Annotated in this window: 15 protein-coding genes; all 15 read left to right on the top strand. The window is 64.5% G+C overall.

Annotated elements, in window-relative coordinates; genetic code table 11:
- Positions 1–41 precede the first annotated feature (41 nt).
- A complete protein-coding gene (locus JT360_RS02045; protein WP_214469822.1) occupies positions 42–1,496 on the top strand; it encodes a UDP-N-acetylmuramoyl-L-alanyl-D-glutamate--2,6-diaminopimelate ligase in 1,455 nt (484 codons plus the stop codon).
- Positions 1,493–2,968: a UDP-N-acetylmuramoylalanyl-D-glutamyl-2,6-diaminopimelate--D-alanyl-D-alanine ligase gene (locus tag JT360_RS02040; RefSeq protein WP_214469821.1), complete on the top strand. Its 1,476-nt coding sequence runs from the start codon at positions 1,493–1,495 to the stop codon at positions 2,966–2,968. Before JT360_RS02045 ends, JT360_RS02040 begins: the two co-directional genes overlap by 4 nt.
- A gap of 22 nt (positions 2,969–2,990) precedes the next feature.
- Positions 2,991–4,073, top strand: a complete 1,083-nt coding sequence (gene mraY / locus JT360_RS02035; protein ID WP_214469820.1) for a phospho-N-acetylmuramoyl-pentapeptide-transferase — start codon at positions 2,991–2,993, stop codon at positions 4,071–4,073.
- Positions 4,074–4,081: 8 nt separating this feature from the next.
- Positions 4,082–5,482: a UDP-N-acetylmuramoyl-L-alanine--D-glutamate ligase gene (gene murD / locus JT360_RS02030; protein WP_214469819.1), complete on the top strand. Its 1,401-nt coding sequence runs from the start codon at positions 4,082–4,084 to the stop codon at positions 5,480–5,482.
- The gene (gene ftsW / locus JT360_RS02025; RefSeq protein WP_214469818.1) at positions 5,482–6,633 is read left to right on the top strand and encodes a putative lipid II flippase FtsW; all 1,152 of its coding nucleotides are present in this window, start codon (positions 5,482–5,484) and stop codon (positions 6,631–6,633) included. Before murD ends, ftsW begins: the two co-directional genes overlap by 1 nt.
- Before the next feature lies 1 nt (position 6,634).
- Complete coding sequence (gene murG, locus JT360_RS02020; RefSeq protein ID WP_214469817.1) at positions 6,635–7,762, top strand: undecaprenyldiphospho-muramoylpentapeptide beta-N-acetylglucosaminyltransferase; 1,128 nt, start codon at positions 6,635–6,637, stop codon at positions 7,760–7,762.
- Positions 7,759–9,159, top strand: a complete 1,401-nt coding sequence (murC, locus tag JT360_RS02015; RefSeq protein ID WP_214469816.1) for a UDP-N-acetylmuramate--L-alanine ligase — start codon at positions 7,759–7,761, stop codon at positions 9,157–9,159. Before murG ends, murC begins: the two co-directional genes overlap by 4 nt.
- Entirely contained in the window at positions 9,156–10,121 is a 966-nt protein-coding gene (gene murB / locus JT360_RS02010) for a UDP-N-acetylmuramate dehydrogenase (protein ID WP_214469815.1), read from the top strand. Before murC ends, murB begins: the two co-directional genes overlap by 4 nt.
- 444 nt (positions 10,122–10,565) lie before the next feature.
- A complete protein-coding gene (locus tag JT360_RS02005) occupies positions 10,566–11,492 on the top strand; it encodes a D-alanine--D-alanine ligase (protein ID WP_214469814.1) in 927 nt (308 codons plus the stop codon).
- A complete protein-coding gene (locus JT360_RS02000) occupies positions 11,480–12,421 on the top strand; it encodes a cell division protein FtsQ/DivIB (RefSeq protein ID WP_214469813.1) in 942 nt (313 codons plus the stop codon). Before JT360_RS02005 ends, JT360_RS02000 begins: the two co-directional genes overlap by 13 nt.
- Entirely contained in the window at positions 12,418–13,725 is a 1,308-nt protein-coding gene (gene ftsA, locus JT360_RS01995; RefSeq protein ID WP_214469812.1) for a cell division protein FtsA, read from the top strand. Before JT360_RS02000 ends, ftsA begins: the two co-directional genes overlap by 4 nt.
- A gap of 66 nt (positions 13,726–13,791) precedes the next feature.
- Complete coding sequence (ftsZ, locus tag JT360_RS01990) at positions 13,792–15,474, top strand: cell division protein FtsZ (protein ID WP_214469811.1); 1,683 nt, start codon at positions 13,792–13,794, stop codon at positions 15,472–15,474.
- 279 nt (positions 15,475–15,753) lie between these two features.
- Positions 15,754–16,704 carry a UDP-3-O-acyl-N-acetylglucosamine deacetylase gene (lpxC, locus tag JT360_RS01985; RefSeq protein ID WP_214469810.1) on the top strand — a complete coding sequence of 317 codons (951 nt, stop codon included), beginning with the start codon at positions 15,754–15,756 and terminating at the stop codon, positions 16,702–16,704.
- Positions 16,705–16,967: 263 nt separating this feature from the next.
- On the top strand, positions 16,968–17,837 hold the full coding sequence (locus JT360_RS01980; protein WP_214469809.1) for an outer membrane protein assembly factor BamD: 870 nt from the start codon (positions 16,968–16,970) through the stop codon (positions 17,835–17,837).
- 216 nt (positions 17,838–18,053) lie between these two features.
- Entirely contained in the window at positions 18,054–19,727 is a 1,674-nt protein-coding gene (gene recN, locus JT360_RS01975; RefSeq protein WP_214469808.1) for a DNA repair protein RecN, read from the top strand.
- Positions 19,728–19,733 lie beyond the last annotated feature (6 nt).

The raw sequence follows: 19,733 nt of genomic DNA, 5'->3' as shown, positions 1-19,733 counted from the left end.
CCGGCAACTGCGCGCTATTTTGTTGCGGTGAACGGGACTCGATGAAGCTCAAAGATCTAGCCGGTATCCTGCCAGTCGAAGGAACAGCTTCCGCCGATCTGGAGGTTACCGGTATCTCGTCGGATTCCCGCCAGGTAAAACCCGGCGTCGTCTTCTTCGCGCTTGCCGGAACCAAGGCCGACGGCGCGACCTATGCCGCCGACGCGGCCAAGCGTGGCGCCGCCGCGATCGTTGCGGGCAAAGGGAGCGCCCTTACCGGTTTGCCGGTTCCCGTGCTGACGGTCGATGATCCGCGCCTGGCGCTGGCACTCAGTGCGTCCAGCTATTTCGGCAGGCAGCCGCGGACCATGGTCGCGGTGACCGGCACCAGCGGCAAGACCTCGGTCGCCGCCTTCACCAGGCAGATCTGGGAGCAGGCGGGATATGCCGCGGCCTCCATTGGCACCACCGGCGTGGTGGCGCCGGGCCGCAACGAATATGGTTCGCTGACGACGCCCGATCCGGTCGCCTTGCACCAATTGCTCAGGGAATTGGCCGATGCCGGTGTCACCCATGCCTCGATGGAGGCCTCCAGTCACGGGCTCGACCAGCGCCGCCTCGATGGCGTCAAGCTCGCCGCCGGCGGCTTCACCAATCTTGGCCGCGACCACATGGACTACCATCCAACGGTCGAGAATTATCATCGCGCCAAATTGCGCCTGTTCGACGCGCTGCTGCCGAAAGGCGCGCCGGCGGTCATTTTCGCCGACGATCCGTGGTCGGCGCCGACGGTCCAGGCGGCTCGGGCCGCTGGGCTTGAGGTGTTGACGGTTGGCCGTCATGGCGATTTCCTCAGGCTGAAGCGCGTCGAGCACGAGCGCCATCGCCAGCGCGCCGAGGTCGAGGCCGACGGAGTGCTTTATGAAGTCGACCTGCCGCTGGCCGGCGATTTCCAGATATCCAACGCGCTGGTCTCGGCGGGGCTTGCCATTTCCACGGGAACACCCATCGCCAAAGCCTTGATGGCGTTGGAGAAACTCAGGGGTGCGCCGGGGCGGCTGGATCTCGTCGGCACCACCGCCAATGGCGCGCCGGTCTATGTCGATTATGCCCACAAGCCTGACGCACTGGAAAACGTGCTGGCGTCGGTGAGGCCGTTCACGACGGGCCGCGTCATCGTCGTGTTCGGCTGTGGCGGTGATCGCGATCGGGGAAAAAGGCCGATCATGGGCGAGATCGCGACCCGGCTTGCCGACGTCGTCATCGTCACCGACGACAATCCGCGTTCCGAAGTGCCCGAAACCATTCGCGCCGCTATTATGGCCGCGGCACCCGGCGCCATCGAATTCGGCGACCGGCGCAAGGCGATCCACGAGGCTGTCGCCATGCTTCACGCCGGCGACACGCTGATCGTGGCCGGCAAGGGCCACGAGGAAGGCCAGACGATCGGCTCCGAGACGCTGCATTTCTCTGATCATGAGGAAGTCCGCGCCGCGCTGCGGGAGCGTGCCGCATGAGTTTGCTGTGGACCTCCGAGGCGCTGGTTGCCGCCATGGATGGGCGGCCGCTCGGGCCGATGCCGGAAGGCATATCGGGCATTTCCATCGACAGCCGCAGCCTGCAGCCCGGCGATGCCTTCTTCGCCATCAAGGGCGAGGCGATGGACGGCCATGACTTCGCCACCGCTGCCATCAAGGCCGGCGCCGGCGTGCTGGTGGTGGCGGAAAGCAAGCTGCCGTCGCTCGGCCGGCTGACGGCGCCGATCGTCGTCGTCGAGGACGTTCTGGCCGCACTGGAAAAGCTCGGTGTCGCGGCCCGCGCCCGCTCGCAGGCCAAGATCATCGCGGTGACCGGCTCGGCCGGCAAGACCACCACCAAGGAAGCGCTCCGCCACGTGTTGTCGGCGGTCGGCAAGGTGCACGCCTCGGCGCAGTCGTTCAACAACCATTGGGGCGTGCCGCTGACGCTGGCGCGCATGCCCGTGGATTGCGATTATGCCGTGTTCGAGATCGGCATGAACCATCCCGACGAAATCCGGCCGCTGGTCAAAATGGTGCGGCCGCATGTAGCCATCGTCACCATGATCGCGGCAGCGCATCTGGGCTTTTTCCGCAACCTCGACGAGATCGCCAAGGCCAAGGCCGAGATTTTCGAGGGACTGGAGCCCGATGGCGCGGCCATCCTCAACCGCGACGACGCGCGCTTCAAGCTGCTGGACAAGATGGCGCATGCCGCCGGCATCGAGCATGTCTACGGCTTCGGCGAGAATGCGCGCTCGACCTTCAAACTGGTCAAGTGCGAACTCCATGCCGACCATTCCGACATTGCCGCCAGGATCGGCGGTCATGATATGATCGCACGCATCGGCGCGCCTGGCCGGCACATGGTGCAAAACGTGCTGGCGGTGCTGGGCGCGGCGCATCTGGTCGGCGCCGATCTCGACAAGGTGGCGCTCGCGCTGGCCGATCTCTCGGCCGAGCGCGGCCGCGGAAAACGCCATGTGCTGCGGCATCCCGGTGGCTCGACTTCGAGCCACTCCGGTGGCTCGACTTCGAGCGGCGGCCCGATCACGCTGATCGACGAGAGCTACAACGCCAATCCGGCTTCGATGAGTGCCGCCATGGCGCTGCTCAACGCGACGCCGGTGACGGGCGAGGGCCGCCGCATCGCCGTGTTAGGGGACATGCTGGAGCTTGGCGAACATTCGGCCAAGCTGCATGCGGCCCTGGCCGGTCTCATCGTCGGCAGCGGGACGCACACCGTCTTTCTCGGCGGCCCGGAAATGCGGGCACTGGCGGAAGCCTTGCCGGACGACATCAAGACGGAATACCGCGCCGGCGTCGAGGAACTGAAGCCGGTGCTGCTTGCCGCGCTGAGGCCGGGCGACGTGGTGATGATCAAATCGTCGAAGGGCATCGGTTTTGCAAAACTGGTCGATGCGCTGCTGGGCAAATACCCGGCTGAAACGACAACCAGAAAACTGACCTAGGTCAAGTCGGGGACGAAAGCGCATGTTTACACTGCTGGTCGATTTCGCGGACAAGATCTCGGTCTTCAATGTCTTCCGCTATATCACGTTCCGCACCGGCGGGGCGCTGATCACATCGGCGCTGATCGTCTTCATCTTTGGGCCGACCATCATCAATTCGCTCAGGCTGCGGCAGGGCAAGGGCCAGCCGATCCGCGCCGATGGCCCGCAAACGCATTTCAAGAAGGCCGGCACGCCGACCATGGGCGGGCTGATGATCCTGTCCGGCATCATCGGCTCGTCGCTTCTGTGGGCCAATTTGTCGAGCATCTATGTCTGGGTGGTGCTTCTGGTGACGCTGGGCTTCGGCTCGATCGGCTTCTATGACGACTGTCTGAAGGTGACCAAGCAGTCGCATCTGGGCTTTTCCGGCAAGGCGCGGCTGGGCCTTGAATTCATCATCGCCGGCATCGCCGCATGGGTGATCATGCATAATGGCCAGGCGCCGTTCTCGTCGTCGCTGACATTCCCCTTCGCCAAGGAATTCATCGTCAATCTCGGCTGGTTCTTCATTCCGTTCTCCTGCTTCGTCATCGTCGGCGCAGGCAATGCGGTGAACCTGACCGACGGCCTCGACGGGCTGGCGATCGTGCCGATCATGATCGCGGCGGCCTCCTTCGGCGTCATCGCCTATCTCTCCGGCAATGCGGTATTCGCCGAATATCTGCAGATCCATTTCGTGCCCGGCACCGGCGAACTGGCGGTTGTGCTGGGCGCCGTCATCGGCGCCGGTCTCGGCTTCCTCTGGTTCAACGCGCCGCCGGCAGCGATTTTCATGGGCGACACCGGATCGCTGGCCATGGGCGGGCTGATCGGCACGGTCGCGGTCGCCACCAAGCACGAGATCGTGCTGGTCATCGTCGGCGGCCTGTTTGTCGTGGAAATCCTGTCGGTCATCATCCAGGTCGGCTACTTCAAGATGACCGGCAAGCGCGTGTTCCTGATGGCGCCGATCCACCACCATTTCGAAAAGCTCGGCTGGACCGAGAGCCAGGTGGTGATCCGCTTCTGGATCATCGCCGTCATCCTGGCGCTGGTCGGCCTCTCCACCCTCAAGCTCAGATAGGAACCTCCTTGATCCCCGCCGCATCCTTCGCAGGCAAGCACGTTTCGCTCTTCGGGCTCGGTGGCTCGGGGATCGCGACGGCGCGCGCGCTGATTGAGGGCGGTGCGCAGGTGCTGGCCTGGGACGACAATCCCGAGAGCGTCGCCAAGGCGGCCGCCACCGGCATCGCAACCGCCGACCTGCGTGGCGCCGACTGGGCGAAGTTCTCGGCCTTTGTGATGTCGCCGGGCGTGCCGCTGACGCATCCCAAGCCGCACTGGACGGTGGAATTGGCACGCGGCGCCGGTGTCGAGATCATCGGCGACATCGAACTTTTCTGCCGCGAACGGACGCTCAGCGCGCCGGAAGCACCTTTCATCGCCATCACCGGCACCAACGGCAAGTCGACGACGACGGCGCTCACGGCGCATATCCTGAAGTCCTCCGGCCGCGACACCCAGATGGGCGGCAATATCGGCCGCGCGGTGATGACGCTCGATCCGCCGAAGCCCGATCGCCACTATGTCGTCGAGTGCTCGTCCTACCAGATCGACCTTGCGCCTTCGATCAACCCGACGGCCGGCATCCTGCTCAATCTGACGCCGGACCATCTCGACCGTCACGGCACCATGCAGCACTACGCCTCGATCAAGGAGCGGCTGGTGGCGGGCAGCGAGACGGCGATCATCGGCATCGACGATTCCTGGTGCGCGCAGATCGCCGAGCGGCTGGAGCGGGCAGGGCGGCAGGTCATCCGCATTTCCAAGCGGCTGCCGCTGACCGACGGCTTTTTCGCCGACGGCACCAATCTGATGGAAGCCGTGCACGGCCGCTACAGCCGGGTCGCCTTCCTCGAAGGCATCGGCTCGTTGCGCGGCCAGCACAACGCGCAAAACGCGCTTGCCGCGGTCGCCGCTTGCCTGAGGGTCGGGCTCGACCTCGGCGAAATCCAGTCCGGCCTGGAAAGCTTCCCCGGTCTCGCGCATCGCATGGAGCAGGTCGGCCGCAAGGACCACGTGCTTTATATAAACGATTCCAAGGCGACCAATGCCGACGCGGCGGCACCGGCGCTGTCGAGCTTCAACCGCATCTACTGGATCGCCGGCGGCCTGCCCAAGGAAGGCGGCATCGAACCGTTGCGCGGTTTCTTCCCGCGCGTCGCCAAGGCCTATCTGATCGGCGAGGCGGCACCGGCCTTTTCGGCGACGCTGGGCGAGGCGGTGCCCTACGAGATATCGGGCACGCTGGCCGCCGCGGTCGAGCACGCCGCCCATGATGCGGCCAAGGACGACAGCGGCGAGGTGGTGGTGCTGTTGTCGCCGGCCTGCGCCAGTTTCGACCAGTTCAAGAATTTCGAAGTTCGCGGCGAAGCCTTCAGGCAAGCTGCGAGCGCTATAGATGGCGTCAAACCCATCGGAGGGGCACGATAATGCAGAGCCGTCTCGATAAAAGTCCTGTGGCAACCTGGTGGTGGACGATCGATCGCTGGTTCCTGGCGGCGTTCCTGTCGCTGATGGGGCTCGGCATCGTGCTGTCCTTCGCCGCCAGCCCGGCGGTGGCCGAACGCATCGGCCTCGACAGCTTCCACTTCGCCACAAGGCAAATCATCTTCACCGTGCCGGCGCTCGGCGTGATGCTGGCCGTGTCCTTCCTCGATTCCAGACAGATCCGGCGCATGGCGCTGATCATGCTGTGCCTGATGCTGGTGCTGATGGTGGCGGTGCTCTACATCGGCGTCGAGGTGAAGGGCGCGCGCCGTTGGGTGTCACTCGCCGGCCTGTCGATCCAGCCGTCGGAATTCCTCAAGCCGGCCTTCGTCATCATGTGCGCCTGGCTGTTCGCCGAGCACAAGCGCCAGCCCGATATTCCCGGCAATCTGTTCGCAATGCTGCTCCTGGTGCTGGTCGTGTCGCTGCTGGTGGCGCAGCCGGACCTCGGCCAGACCATGCTGACCACCGGCACGTGGGGCATCATGTTCTTCATGGCGGGGCTGCCCTGGTTGTGGATCATCGTGCTGGGTGCTGCCGGCGTCGGCGGCGTCTTTGCCGCCTATACGGTGTTTCCGCACGTTGCCCTGCGCATCGACAAGTTCCTCACCGGTGAGGGCGACACGTTCCAGGTCGACATGGGACGCGATGCGCTGATCAATGGCGGCTGGTTCGGCGTCGGGCCGGGCGAGGGCACTGTCAAGCGCGTCATTCCCGACAGCCATGCCGACTTCGTCTTTTCGGTCGCGGGCGAGGAATTCGGGCTGATCATGTGCTTCTTCATCATGTCGATCTTCGCCTTCATCGTGCTGCGCGGCCTCAACACGGCGCTCAAGGAACATGACGATTTCACCCGCTATGCGGTCGGCGGTCTCGTCACCGTGTTCGGCCTTCAGGCCGTCATCAACATGTGCGTCAACCTGCAGCTGGTGCCGGCCAAAGGCATGACGCTGCCTTTCATCTCCTATGGCGGCTCCTCGCAGATCGCTATCGCCATCTCGATGGGCATGGTGCTGGCGCTGACGCGCAAGCGGCCCGAAAAGCGCAAGCAGATGGGCTTTGCCATGCCGCAGCGCGCCATGCCGGCGGAGTGACATGGCGAGAGGCGTCATCCTTCTCGCTGCGGGCGGAACCGGCGGACATCTGTTCCCGGCCGAAGCACTGGCGCATGAGCTGATCGAGCGCGGCTGGACGGTGCATCTGGCGACCGACGACCGCGCCGAGCGGTTTGCCGCCCGTTTCCCGGCCGCTGCCGTCCATCCGATCCAGTCGGCCACGATGGGCTCGAAGAACCCCTTTGCCGTGGCTGGCGCCTTCTGGAAAATCTGGCGCGGCGTGCGGCAGGCTTCCGCCATCATCGCCAGGATCAAGCCGGATGCCGTCGTCGGCTTTGGCGGCTACCCGACGCTGCCGCCGCTCTATGCAGCGACGCGGCGCAAGGTGCCCACTCTGATCCATGAGCAGAACGCGGTGATGGGGCGCGCCAACCGGGCGCTGGCCGGCCGTGTCGATGCCATTGCCGGCGGCTTCCTGCCGCAGGATACGAGTGCTGCCGGCGCCAAGACGGTGACGACAGGCAATCCGGTCCGGCCGGCGGTGCTGGAAGCGGCCAAGACGCCTTACCTGCCATCGACCGGCGAACAGCCGTTCCGCCTGCTGGTGTTCGGCGGCAGCCAGGGTGCGCAGTTCTTTTCCGATGTCGTGCCAGGCGCCGTCGCGCTGCTTTCCGATGCGCAGCGCAAGCGCCTGGTGATCACGCAGCAGGCCCGCGCGGATGACGTGGCGCGGGTCAAGGCGGCCTATGCCGCCCTTGGCGTCGCCGTCGAAGTCTCGCCCTTCTTCACCGACATGGCGGCGCGCATGGCGTCGGCGCATCTGGTGCTCTCGCGGTCCGGCGCCTCGACCGTCTCGGAGATCGCCGTCATCGGACGGCCGGCGCTGCTGGTGCCCTATCCCTATGCGCTCGACCACGACCAGGCGGCGAACGCAGCGGCTCTCGCTGCTGCCGGCGGCGGCGAAGTGCTTCCGCAATCATCGCTGTCGCCGGAGCGCATCGCATCCCTCCTCGGCGGCCTGATGGAGGCCCCCGAACGGCTGGCGGCCATGGCGGCGGGCGCGAAATCGGCGGGCAGGCCTGACGCGGCACGGTTGCTCGCCGATCTCACAGAGGCTATTGCGTCCCAAAAAACCGTTTCGGATTTCAGGAAGGGCACGCACCCATGAAGATGCCGCAGACCATCGGCCTTGTGCATTTCATCGGCATTGGCGGCATCGGCATGAGCGGCATTGCCGAGGTGCTGCACAATCTCGGCTACAAGGTGCAAGGGTCCGACCAGGCCGACAGCGCCAATGTGCAGCGGCTGCGCGACAAGGGCATCGAATGCTTCGTCGGCCACAAGGCCGAAAACCTCGGCGATGCCGAGGTCATCGTCGTCTCGACGGCGATCAAGAAATCCAATCCGGAGCTGAAGGCGGCGCGTGAAAAGCTGCTGCCGATCGTGCGCCGCGCCGAGATGCTGGCCGAACTGATGCGCTTCCGCCAGGCGGTGGCGATCGGCGGCACGCACGGCAAGACGACGACGACCTCGATGGTGGCGACGCTGCTCGAAGCCGGCGGGCTTGACCCGACCGTCATCAATGGCGGCATCATCAACGCCTATGGCACCAATGCCCGCATGGGCGATGGCGAATGGATGGTGGTCGAAGCCGACGAGAGCGACGGCACCTTCCTCAAGCTGCCGGCCGACATCGCTGTCGTCACCAACATCGATCCCGAGCATCTCGACCATTATGGCAGCTTCGACAATGTGCGCGAGGCGTTCCGCCAGTTCGTCGAGAACGTGCCGTTCTACGGTTTTGGCGTGATGTGCACCGATCACCCGGAAGTGCAGGCGCTGGTCGGCCGCATCGAGGACCGCCGCGTCATCACCTATGGCGAGAACGCGCAGGCCGATGTGCGCTTCACCAACCATCGCATGGCAGGTGCGACTTCCGAGTTCGACGTCGTGATCCGCGATCGCAAGACCGGCAGCCAGACGACGATATCGGACCTGCGCCTGCCGATGCCCGGGCATCACAACGTCTCCAACGCGACCGCCGCGATCGCCGTCGCGCACGAACTCGGCCTGTCTGCCGAGGCGATCAAGAAGGGCCTGTCGTCCTTCGCCGGCGTCAAGCGCCGCTTCACCCATACCGGCTCGTGGAACGGCGTCGATGTATACGACGACTATGGTCACCATCCTGTCGAGATATCGGCGGTGCTGAAGGCGGCGCGCAGCGCCACCAAGGGCCGCGTCATCGCCATTGCCCAGCCGCATCGCTTCACCCGGCTGCACGATCTGTTCAACGAGTTCTCGGCCTGCTTCAACGACGCCGATACGGTGATGGTCGCCCCGGTCTATGCGGCCGGGGAAGAGCCGATCGAAGGCGTGACCTCGGACGCGCTGGTGTCGCGCATCCGCGCCGGTGGCCATCGCGATGCCCGCTACATCGAGGGGCCGGCGGCGATCGCGCCTGTTATTCGCGGTCTCGCCAAGCCAGGCGACTTCGTCGTCTTCCTCGGCGCCGGCAACATCACCCAATGGGCCTATGCGCTGCCCAAGGAGCTTGCCGCTTCATGATGCACGGCCAGGCCCTGATCGACAGACTTGGCAACCGGCTTGCCGGCCTGCGCGGCCGTATCACGCCGAATGCCGAGATGGACAAGATCACCTGGTTCCGCGCCGGTGGCCTGGCCGAAGCACTGTTCCAGCCGGCGGACGAGGAAGACCTTGCCGCGTTCCTCAAGGCGGTTCCAGAGGAAATTCCGCTGACCATCGTCGGCGTCGGCTCGAATCTTCTGGTCCGCGACGGCGGCATTCCGGGCTTCGTGGTCAGGCTTTCGGCCAAGGGCTTTGGCGAGGCCGAGCTTGTTTCGCCGATCAGGATCAAGGCCGGCGCGGCGATGCCTGACAAGCGCGTGGCGGCGGTGGCGCTCGAGGCCGGCATTGGCGGTTTCCACTTCTACCACGGCATTCCAGGCGCCGTTGGCGGGGCGCTCAGGATGAACGCCGGCGCCAATGGCGTCGAGACACGCGAGCGCGTCGTCGAGGTGCGTGCGCTCGACCGCAAGGGCAATGTCCAGACGTTGAGCAAAGCCGACATGGGCTATGCCTATCGCCATTCGGCGGCACCGACCGGGCTGATCTTCACCTCGGCCGTGTTCGAAGGCTTTGCCGAGGACAAGGCGGTGATCAAGGCGGCGATGGATGCGGTGCAGAATCACCGCGAGACCGTGCAGCCGATCCGCGAAAAGACAGGCGGCTCCACGTTCAAGAATCCGGAAGGCACGTCGGCCTGGAAGGAGATCGACAGAGCGGGCTGCCGCGGCCTGATGATCGGCGGTGCGCAGATGTCGCCCATGCACTGCAACTTCATGATCAACACCGGCACGGCGACCGGCTACGACCTTGAATATCTCGGCGAGACGGTGCGCGCGCGTGTGCTCGAACATTCGGGCATCCGTCTGCACTGGGAGATCAAGCGCATCGGCAATTTCCGCTCCGGACATGCCGTGCAGGAGTTTCTCGGCCAACTGCTTTAGGTGTGCTGGTATTCAGGTGATGCCGGCCTGCAAACGACGGCCTTCTCCGCTTCCGGTGCTCACGGACCCGAATGTCCGCTCCGCTCCGGTTCTCGAAGCCCATCGTTTTCGACTCGGCCTGACCTGAATCTCAGCACACCTTGGCTGATCTCGAGGTTCATGTGATGCATGAACTTCAGCACGTTCCCAAAATGCACAAGACCGTTGCTCAGGGGACTCAGTGACACGGTTTTCGCATCCATTTTCTCAGAAAGTGAATCTCTCGGAATCATAAGCACTTGCCAGTGAATCAACTCTCTGATTCTCTGCTCCAAAGCGTTTCCTGATTTGAGTCGTTCGACGCGTTTCAGCGTTTTCCGTCTGGGGGGCAACCTGCCGGGAGACTCGGACTCAATGTTGCGGAAATCTTGGTTTTTGGTCCGCCGTGAGAGGGGATGACGGGGAATGAAAAGCAAGCATGTGGCCGTCCTGCTGGGAGGTTTTTCGTCCGAGCGGCCCGTGTCCCTGTCCTCCGGAAAGGCATGTGCCGATGCTCTGGAGAAGGAAGGCTACCAGGTCACCCGCGTCGATGTCGGGCGCGATGTCGGCTCGGTGCTTGCCGAACTCAAGCCTGATGTCGCCTTCAATGCGCTGCATGGGCCGTTCGGCGAGGATGGTACGATCCAGGGCATCCTCGAATATCTCGGCATTCCCTACACTCATTCCGGCGTGCTCGCCTCGGCGCTGGCCATGAACAAGGAGCAGGCCAAGCGGGTTGCCAAATCGGTCGGCATGCCTGTTGCCGAATCGAAGGTCACCAGCCGCTTCGCCATCAAGGACAAGCATCCGATGAAACCGCCCTATGTGGTCAAGCCGGTCAGTGAGGGCTCGAGCTTCGGCGTCGTCATCGTCAGCGAGGGGCAGTCGCATCCGCCGCAGGTCATCGGTTCGTCCGAGTGGAAATACGGCGATACCGTCATGGTCGAGCGCTACATCCACGGCCGGGAGCTGACCTGCGCGGTGATGGGCGATGTGGCGCTCGGCGTCTGCGAGATCATCCCGACCGGGCATTCCTTCTACGACTATGATTCAAAATATGTCGCCGGGGGATCAAAGCACGAATGCCCCGCAAAAGTTTCACCGAATATTTACCAAAAAATACAAACACTGGCGCTCAAGGCTCACCAAGTGATCGGCTGTCGGGGCGTTTCCCGGTCGGACTTCCGTTATGACGATCGTCACTCCGAAAATGGCGAGGTTGTATGGCTCGAGGTCAATACCCAGCCGGGCATGACGCCGACGTCGTTGGTGCCTGAAATCGCCGCCCATGCCGGGCACTCGTTTGGCGATCTGTTGAGTTGGATGGTGGAGGACGCTTCGTGTCTGCGTTGAAATGTGGACAAGGCAAGGGGAACGGGGCGGCTGTGCCGTCGCTGTTCGGCCTGCCGTTGTCATCAGGCCATTTCGTCCTGCCGCGCGTGCTTCGACGCCCGGTGCGCATCCTTGCGCGCCTGGGCGATGGCGAATTCGAAGCGCCGCGCTTCTCCGCCGCTATGATGTCCGCCGTGCTGCTCGCCTCGAGCGGCGCCTATGGTGCCTATCTCGGCGGCCATGCCGACGGCATCGTCCAGAGCATCACCGCCCGCACAGGCTTCGCCGTCGATCAGGTCAAGGTGGTAGGCAACCATCAGACCTCGGAAATCGACATTCTCGACAGGCTCGAACTCGACGGCTGGACGTCGCTGATCGGCTTCGACGCGGAGGCCGCGCGCGAGCGCATCTCGGGCCTGCCGTGGATCGAGGTCGCGGCGGTGCGCAAGGTCTATCCGCACACGCTGGAGGTGCGCGTCGAGGAGCGCGAGGCTTTCGCGCTCTGGCAGCAGGGCAATGATCTCTCGGTCATCGAGAGGGATGGCGCCGTCATCGCGCCGTTCTCGGGCGGCAAGCAGGTGCTGCTGCCGCTTCTGATCGGTACCGGCGCGCCGGCCAAAGCGCCGGACTTCCTGGCCAAGATCGAAAAATATCCCGACCTCGCCAGCCGGATCAAAGGCTACATCCGTGTCGGCGAGCGGCGCTGGGACCTGAAGCTGGACAATGGCATCACCATCAAGCTGCCCGAGGATGACGAGGATCAGGCGCTCGCCGAACTGGTCAAGATGGACCACGACAAAGGACTTTTGTCGCGCGACATCGCCGCTGTCGACATGCGCCTGACCGACCGGCTGGTCGTGCAGCTGACGCCTGAAGCTGCAACGCAGCGCGAGGCCGCGCTCAACGAGAAGCCGAAAACCCTCAAGCGCAAGCCGGAGACGAAGATATGAGCTGGCTTGGCGGTTCTGGCGATGCCTCGTCGCGCCGTTCCGGCACCCTGACGGTGCTGGATGTCGGCTCGAACAAGGTCTGCTGCATGGTGGCCAAGCTCAAGCCGAATGATGACGGCAAGCTCTTGCGCGGCCGTTCGCACCGGATCCAGGTCATCGGCATCGGCCACCAGAAATCGCAAGGCGTGAAGTCGGGTGTGGTCATCGATCTCGATCGCGCCGAGCACGCCATCCGGCTGTCCGTCGATGCCGCCGAGCGCATGGCGGGGCTGACGGTCGATTCGCTCATCGTCAACATGACCGCCGGCCGTCTGAAGAGCGAAAGCTTCTCGGCGACCATCAATCTTGGCGGCCATGAGGCCGACGAGGCCGATATCAAGCGCGTGCTCGGTGCCGGCGCCAAGCAGGCGCTGAAGGCGGAGCGCGAGGTGATCCATTCGATGCCCGTCGGATTTTCGCTGGATGCCGAGCGTGGCGTGCGCGATCCGCGCGGCATGGTCGGCGATGCGCTTGGCGTCGACATGCATGTGCTGACAGGGGACGCGGCCCCGATGCGCAATTTGGAGCTCTCGATCAACCGCTCGCATCTGTCGGTCGAGCGCATGGTGGCAACACCCTATGCCAGCGGGCTGGCGGCACTGGTCGATGACGAGCTGGAGCTTGGCGCGGCCTGCATCGACATGGGCGGCGGCACGACGACCATTTCGGTGTTTTCCGAAGGCAGGTTCGTCCATGGCGATGCCATCGCCATTGGTGGCAACCATGTTACGCTTGACATGGCCAAGGGGCTTTCGACTTCGCTCGACGCCGCCGAGCGGCTCAAGGTGATGCATGGCTCGGCGCTGCCGGGCAGTGCCGACGACCGCGACCTGGTCTCGATCCAGCCGATCGGCGACGATGGCGATGTGCCGCTGCAGATCCCGCGTTCGGTGATGACGCGCATCGTGCGCGCCCGCATCGACGAGACGCTCGAACTCCTGCGCGACCGGCTGAACAAGTCCGGTTACGGCAATGCGGTCGGCAAGCGCGTCGTGCTCACCGGCGGCGCCAGCCAGCTGGCCGGCCTGCCGGAGGCGGCGCGCCGCATCCTGGGGCGCAATGTGCGCATCGGCCGCCCGCTTGGCGTGGCGGGCCTGCCCGAAGCGGCCAAGGGGCCGGCTTTTTCGGCTGCGGTCGGGCTTCTGATCTATCCGCAGATGGCGAGTTTCGAGAGCCATCCGGCGAAAGGCATTTCCGGTCTCAGGATGACCGGAACGGGCGGAAAACTGCATCGCATGAGTCAGTGGTTGAGAGACAGTTTCTAATTGACGGGGACAGCCCCATAGGCGGCCGCGGCGGCGAAGCGGCGTGAAAGGCAAAGGACGGAGACAATGACCATCAATCTGCAGAAGCCGGACATCACCGAGCTTAAGCCACGCATCACCGTGTTCGGTGTCGGCGGCGGCGGCGGCAATGCCGTCAACAACATGATCACCGCCGGTCTGCGCGGTGTCGAGTTCGTTGTCGCCAACACCGACGCGCAGGCGTTGACCATGTCGAAGGCCGACCGGCTGATCCAGCTCGGCGCGCATGTCACCGAAGGCCTCGGCGCCGGCTCGCAGCCTGAAGTCGGCCGCGCGGCGGCGGAAGAGTGCATCGACGAGATCATCGATCACCTGTCCAACACCCATATGTGCTTCGTCACCGCCGGCATGGGCGGTGGCACCGGCACCGGTGCGGCTCCGGTCGTGGCGCGGGCCGCCCGCGAAAGGGGCATCCTCACCGTCGGCGTCGTCACCAAGCCGTTCCACTTCGAAGGCCAGCGCCGCATGAAGACGGCCGACCTCGGCATCGAGGAACTGCAGAAATGCGTCGATACCCTGATCGTCATCCCCAACCAGAACCTGTTCCGGCTGGCCAATGACAAGACCACCTTCGCCGACGCCTTCGCCATGGCCGACCAGGTGCTCTATTCCGGTGTTGCCTGCATCACCGACCTGATGGTCAAGGAAGGCCTGATCAACCTCGACTTCGCCGACGTGCGTTCGGTGATGCGCGAGATGGGCAAGGCGATGATGGGAACCGGCGAAGCTTCGGGCGAGGGTCGCGCGATGGCCGCCGCCGAGGCCGCGATCGCCAACCCGCTGCTCGACGAGACCTCGATGAGAGGCGCCAAGGGCCTGCTGATCTCGATCACCGGCGGCCGCGACCTCACCCTGTTCGAAGTCGACGAAGCGGCGACCCGCATCCGCGAGGAAGTCGACCAGGACGCCAACATCATCCTGGGCGCCACTTTCGACGAGGAACTCGAAGGCGTCATCCGGGTCTCGGTGGTTGCCACCGGCATCGACAAGTCGGCGGCTGAAATCGCCGCCGCGCCGATCTCGATCCGTGCCGCACCGCAAAAGCCAGCCGTCCGTCCGGCCGTGGCTGCCGTGGAAAGCCGCCCGGCACCGGTCCAGCAGCCCGCTTATGAGCCGCGCGCCGCGGACCCTGTCGCCGAAGCCATTCGGCTTGCCGAGGCAAACGCCGCCGCCATGGCGCAGGCGCGTCCGGCTCCTGTCCCCCATGCGGACGATTTCCGCCCGCAGAGCAAGATCTTCCAGGCGCCGCCGCAGCAGCCGATGCCGCAGCCGGTCGTCCAGCAGATGATGCAGCCGGCTCCGCAGCCGCGCGAAATGCTGCGCGAGGTCCAGCAGCCGGTGGCGATGGCGCCGCAGCGGATGCCGCGCGTCGAGGACTTTCCGCCGGTGGTGAAGGCCGAGGTGGATGCCAAGAGCCGTCCGGCCGACCATGAGAACAACAGCGGGCCGATGGGCTTGCTGAAGCGCCTGACCAACGGCCTGACCCGCCGCGAAGAGGAACCCGCTCGGCTGCAGCCGGCGCAGCCGCGCGAGCCCAAGCTGCGCCAGGCGGCTCCCGAAGTGCGCCGTCTCGCCAGCCAGGACGCCCAGCTTTACGCGCCACGCCGCGGCCAGCTGGATGACCAGGGCCGCCTGACGCCGCAGACCAGGGCGACTCAGGACGACGATCAGCTGGAGATTCCGGCGTTCCTGCGCCGCCAGGCCAACTGAGCGGTTAACGGACTGTAACACTTGTTAACAGGCAGGCAAGGAATTGCTTGCCTGTTAACGTTTTAAAGGCTGTAAAATCAAACACTTATGATGCCGTACATGTTCCAGTTCGCGGTTACAAAGAGTAAGAAACCGTGATTTGGAGTCTCCCTGCCGGGACATTATCTTCGCTGCCTACCATAGTCGGTCTGCCGGGATTTCGGGGAAGTGGCCCTGCCTGCCGATTTAACAAGAGCCGCGCCCTCGGGCTGGAGAAGCGGTCCTAGGCATTTCGGGCTTATGGGGATTGTCTTGCACGACTACCAGACGACAGTGAAGACGCGCGCGTCGCTTACAGGCACGGGCGTCCACAGCGGCAAAGAAGTTTCCATCAGTTTCCTGCCCGCGGATGCCGATACCGGTATCATGTTCCAGCTGGTCAATGGGGAAGGGCAGGGCCGCGAGTTCCGTGCCCTGTTTTCCGAGATCGGCGCCACTGACCTTTGCACCATGCTTGGCGATCCCTCGGGCGAGCACATCGCCACCGTCGAGCACATCATGGCCGCGCTGTTCGGGCTCGGCATCGACAATGTCATGATCGAGATCGACGGCCACGAGGTTCCCATCCTCGACGGCAGCGCCATGGCCTTCGTGGAAGCCATCGACCAGGCCGGCATCGAGAAGTTGCCAGTCAAGCGGCGCTACATCAGGGTCGTCAAGCCGGTCCGCATCGAGAACGGCGCTTCCTGGGCGGAGTTCAGGCCCTATGACGGCACCCGCTTCGAGATCGAGATCGATTTCGAAAGCCCGGCGATCGGCCGTCAGCTCTTCGCCTCCGACATCAACGCCGACATTTTCCGCCGTGACATCGCGCGGGCCCGCACCTTCGGCTTCATGAAGGATGTCGAGCGGCTGTGGGCAGCTGGCTATGCGCTGGGATCCTCGCTCGAAAATTCGCTTGTCATCGGTGACGACAACCGCGTCATCAATATGGGCGGCCTGCGCTATCCCAACGAATTCGTGCGCCACAAGACGCTCGACGCCATGGGTGACCTGGCGCTGGCCGGAGCCCGCTTCATCGGCTGTTTCCGCTCCTATCGTGGCGGCCACAGGCTGAATGCCGCCGCGCTGCGGCGCCTGCTGTCGGACCGCACGGCCTTCGAGATCGTCGAGACGACGCGCCGCGAGCGTGGTCGCGCGGCGGAGATGAGCGCCGTCAATGCGCCGCTCTACGCACCTTGGATGATCTGAGCTCCGCAATATTTTTCGACCTTTGGCGGGATGCCGGGTGTTGCAGGAATGCACCACCCGTCGGGGAAATCGCAGGGATGTTCCAGCGCCGCCTCGCCGCCACAAAAATGTGCGATTGCCCGGAGATAGCGTTGCCGGGCAAGGCGGTTATGGTTTATGGCTGCTGCCGTCGATTAGTGCATGTCGCTCAAAAGTGGGGACCAGTTTTGGGACAACAGCATGCAAGAGGCACTAAAATAACGCCGAAAGGGCGCAATCCAATCATGTTCTTCAAGCGAGCCGGTCAATCGAAGGCGCCCCAGCGGTCTGTTCTCCTGGTGCTTTCGGTGGTTGTTCCATCGCTCTTTCTGTCGGCCTGCATGTCGTCGGAGAAAGACATCGACCTTTCGACCTATGTCGACCAGACCGAGCCGGCCGACGTTCTCTACAACCAGGGCCTCGCCAATTTGAATGCCGGACGCCTGGACGAGGCGAGCAAGAAGTTCGACGCCGTCGACCGCCAGCATCCCTATTCGGAATGGGCCCGTAAATCGATGGTGATGGGCGCGTTCGCCGACTACCGGAAGGGCAGCTACGACGATGCGATTTCGTCGGCCAAGCGCTATCTGGCGCTTTATCCGTCCACCGATGACGCGCCCTATGCGCAATACATCATCGGCCTGAGCTACTACCGCCAGATCAAGGACGTGACGCAGGATCAGAAGGAAGCGCGCCAGACCGTGCAGACGATGCAGGATCTCGTCACGCGCTGGCCGACGTCGGAATATGTCGACGACGCCAAGGAGAAGATCCGCTTCGCCAACGACCAGCTCGCCGGCAAGGAAATGCAGATCGGCCGCTATTATCTGGAGCGCCGCGAATACATCGCCGCCGTCAAGCGTTTCCGCAACGTGGTGGAGAATTATTCCAACACCCGCCATGTCGAGGAAGCGCTCGCCCGCCTCACCGAAAGCTATTACGCGATGGGGCTGACCTCGGAAGCCCAGACGGCCGCCGCGGTGCTCGGCACCAACTATCCCGACAGCTCGTGGTACAAGGATTCCTACAAGCTCCTGCAGAGCAACGGGCTGGCACCGCGCGAGAATGCCGGATCGTGGATATCCAAGGCGGGGAAGCTGATCACCGGCGCCTGATCCCAAAGCGCGTCGCAGCGACGCGCTTTTTCGGATTGATCCGATGCTGAAACAAAAAGATAGTGCGGCGCTGCGACTCCAACCGGTCGCGTGCCGCTCCACAGCGGTTCAGTGATTTGATTGACTCGTTGAACCGTCCCAACTTTTTGTTCTACGCAATTCCCGTGGGAAAACCGCTACGCACTTTTCCTGGAATTGCTTGAGGTCCGGGTTCTGATGCTTTCCAGACTGTCGATCCGCGATATCGTCCTGATCGAGAAGCTGGATATCGATTTCCAGCCGGGCCTTTCCGTGCTGACCGGCGAAACCGGCGCCGGCAAATCCATCCTGCTCGATGCCCTGTCGCTGGCGCTCGGCGCGCGCGGCGACGCCTCGCTGGTGCGCCATGGCGCTGCACAAGGCCAGGTCATTGCCGTGTTCGATGTGCCGCGCAATCATCCGGTGCGCGCGCTGCTCGTCGAAAACGCCATCGAGGATGACGGCGACATCATCCTGCGCCGCGTGCAGACGGCGGACGGCCGCACCCGCGTGTTCGTCAACGACCAGCCATCCAGCGTGACCCTGATGCGCGATGTCGGCCGCGCGCTGGTCGAGATACACGGCCAGCACGATGAGCGCGCCCTGGTCGATCCCGGTGCGCACCGCGACGTGCTCGACGCTTTCGGTGGTCATCTCGGCGCCGTTCGCTCGACCGGTGAGGCATGGCGGCACTGGCGCGCCTGCGAGCAGGAGCTTACGCGCCACCGCGCCAAGGTGGCTGCCGCCGCACGCGAAGCCGACTATCTGCGCGCCGCGGTCGCGGAACTGACCAAGCTCGATCCGCAGCCCGGCGAGGAAACGGAACTTGCCGAACTGCGCGCCCATATGATGCGCGCCGAGAAGATCGCGTCCGAAATCCATGACGCGCAGGATGTGCTGTCCGGCCCGTCCTCGCCCTTGCCGCAACTGGCCAGTCTGCTGAGGCGCCTGCAACGCAAGGCGACGGAGGCGCCTGGCCTGCTCGAGGACGTGGTCAAGTCGCTGGACGAAGCCATGCTGTCGCTCGACGCGGCGCAATCGGGTGTCGAGGCGGCGCTTCGCGCCACGGAATATGACCCGCAGCGGCTGGAAAAGGCAGAGGAGCGGCTGTTTTCGCTGCGTGCGGCGTCGCGCAAGCACAGCGTCGCCGTCGATGATCTGGCGCAATTGCGCGACACGATGGTTGCCGATCTTGCCGATCTCGATGCCGGCGAGGAACGCCTGCACGGGCTGGAAAAGCAGGCCGCCGCCGCACGCGAAGCCTATGACATCGCCGCCGCGCAGCTTTCCTCGCTTCGCCACGCGGCCGCCGTCGGCCTGACCAAGGCGGTGATGGCCGAACTGCCGGCGCTGAAGCTCGAACGCGCGGCCTTCATCGTCGAGATGGAAAGCGAGGCCGAGACCCGCATGGAAGAGGGCATCGACCAGATCGAGTTCTGGGTGCGCACCAACCCCGGCACGCGGCCCGGGCCGATGATGAAGGTGGCGTCCGGCGGCGAGCTGTCGCGCTTCCTCCTGGCGCTGAAGGTGGCGCTGGCCGACCGAGGCTCGGCGCCGACGCTGGTCTTCGACGAAATCGACACCGGCGTGGGTGGCGCTGTCGCCGACGCCATAGGCCAAAGGCTGGCGCGGCTGTCGAAGCGCGTCCAGGTGCTGTCGGTCACCCATGCGCCGCAGGTGGCGGCGCGGGCGGCGACGCATTTCCTGATCTCCAAATCGGGCAGCACCGACCGCGTGGCGACAGGCATTGCCGAGATGGACAGGACGGCGCGGCAGGAGGAGATTGCGCGCATGCTGGCCGGCGCCACGATCACCGACGAGGCACGCGCGGCGGCCGAACGGTTGTTGCGTGAGAATACCACGGCGGCATAAGAACAG

Origin of the sequence: Mesorhizobium sp. dw_380, assembly GCF_018588885.1 — a bacterium.
Taxonomy (GTDB): Bacteria; Pseudomonadota; Alphaproteobacteria; order Rhizobiales; family Rhizobiaceae; genus Mesorhizobium.
The sequence above is the reverse complement of the archived record's forward strand: the minus strand, read 5'-3'. Positions and strand labels throughout refer to the sequence as shown.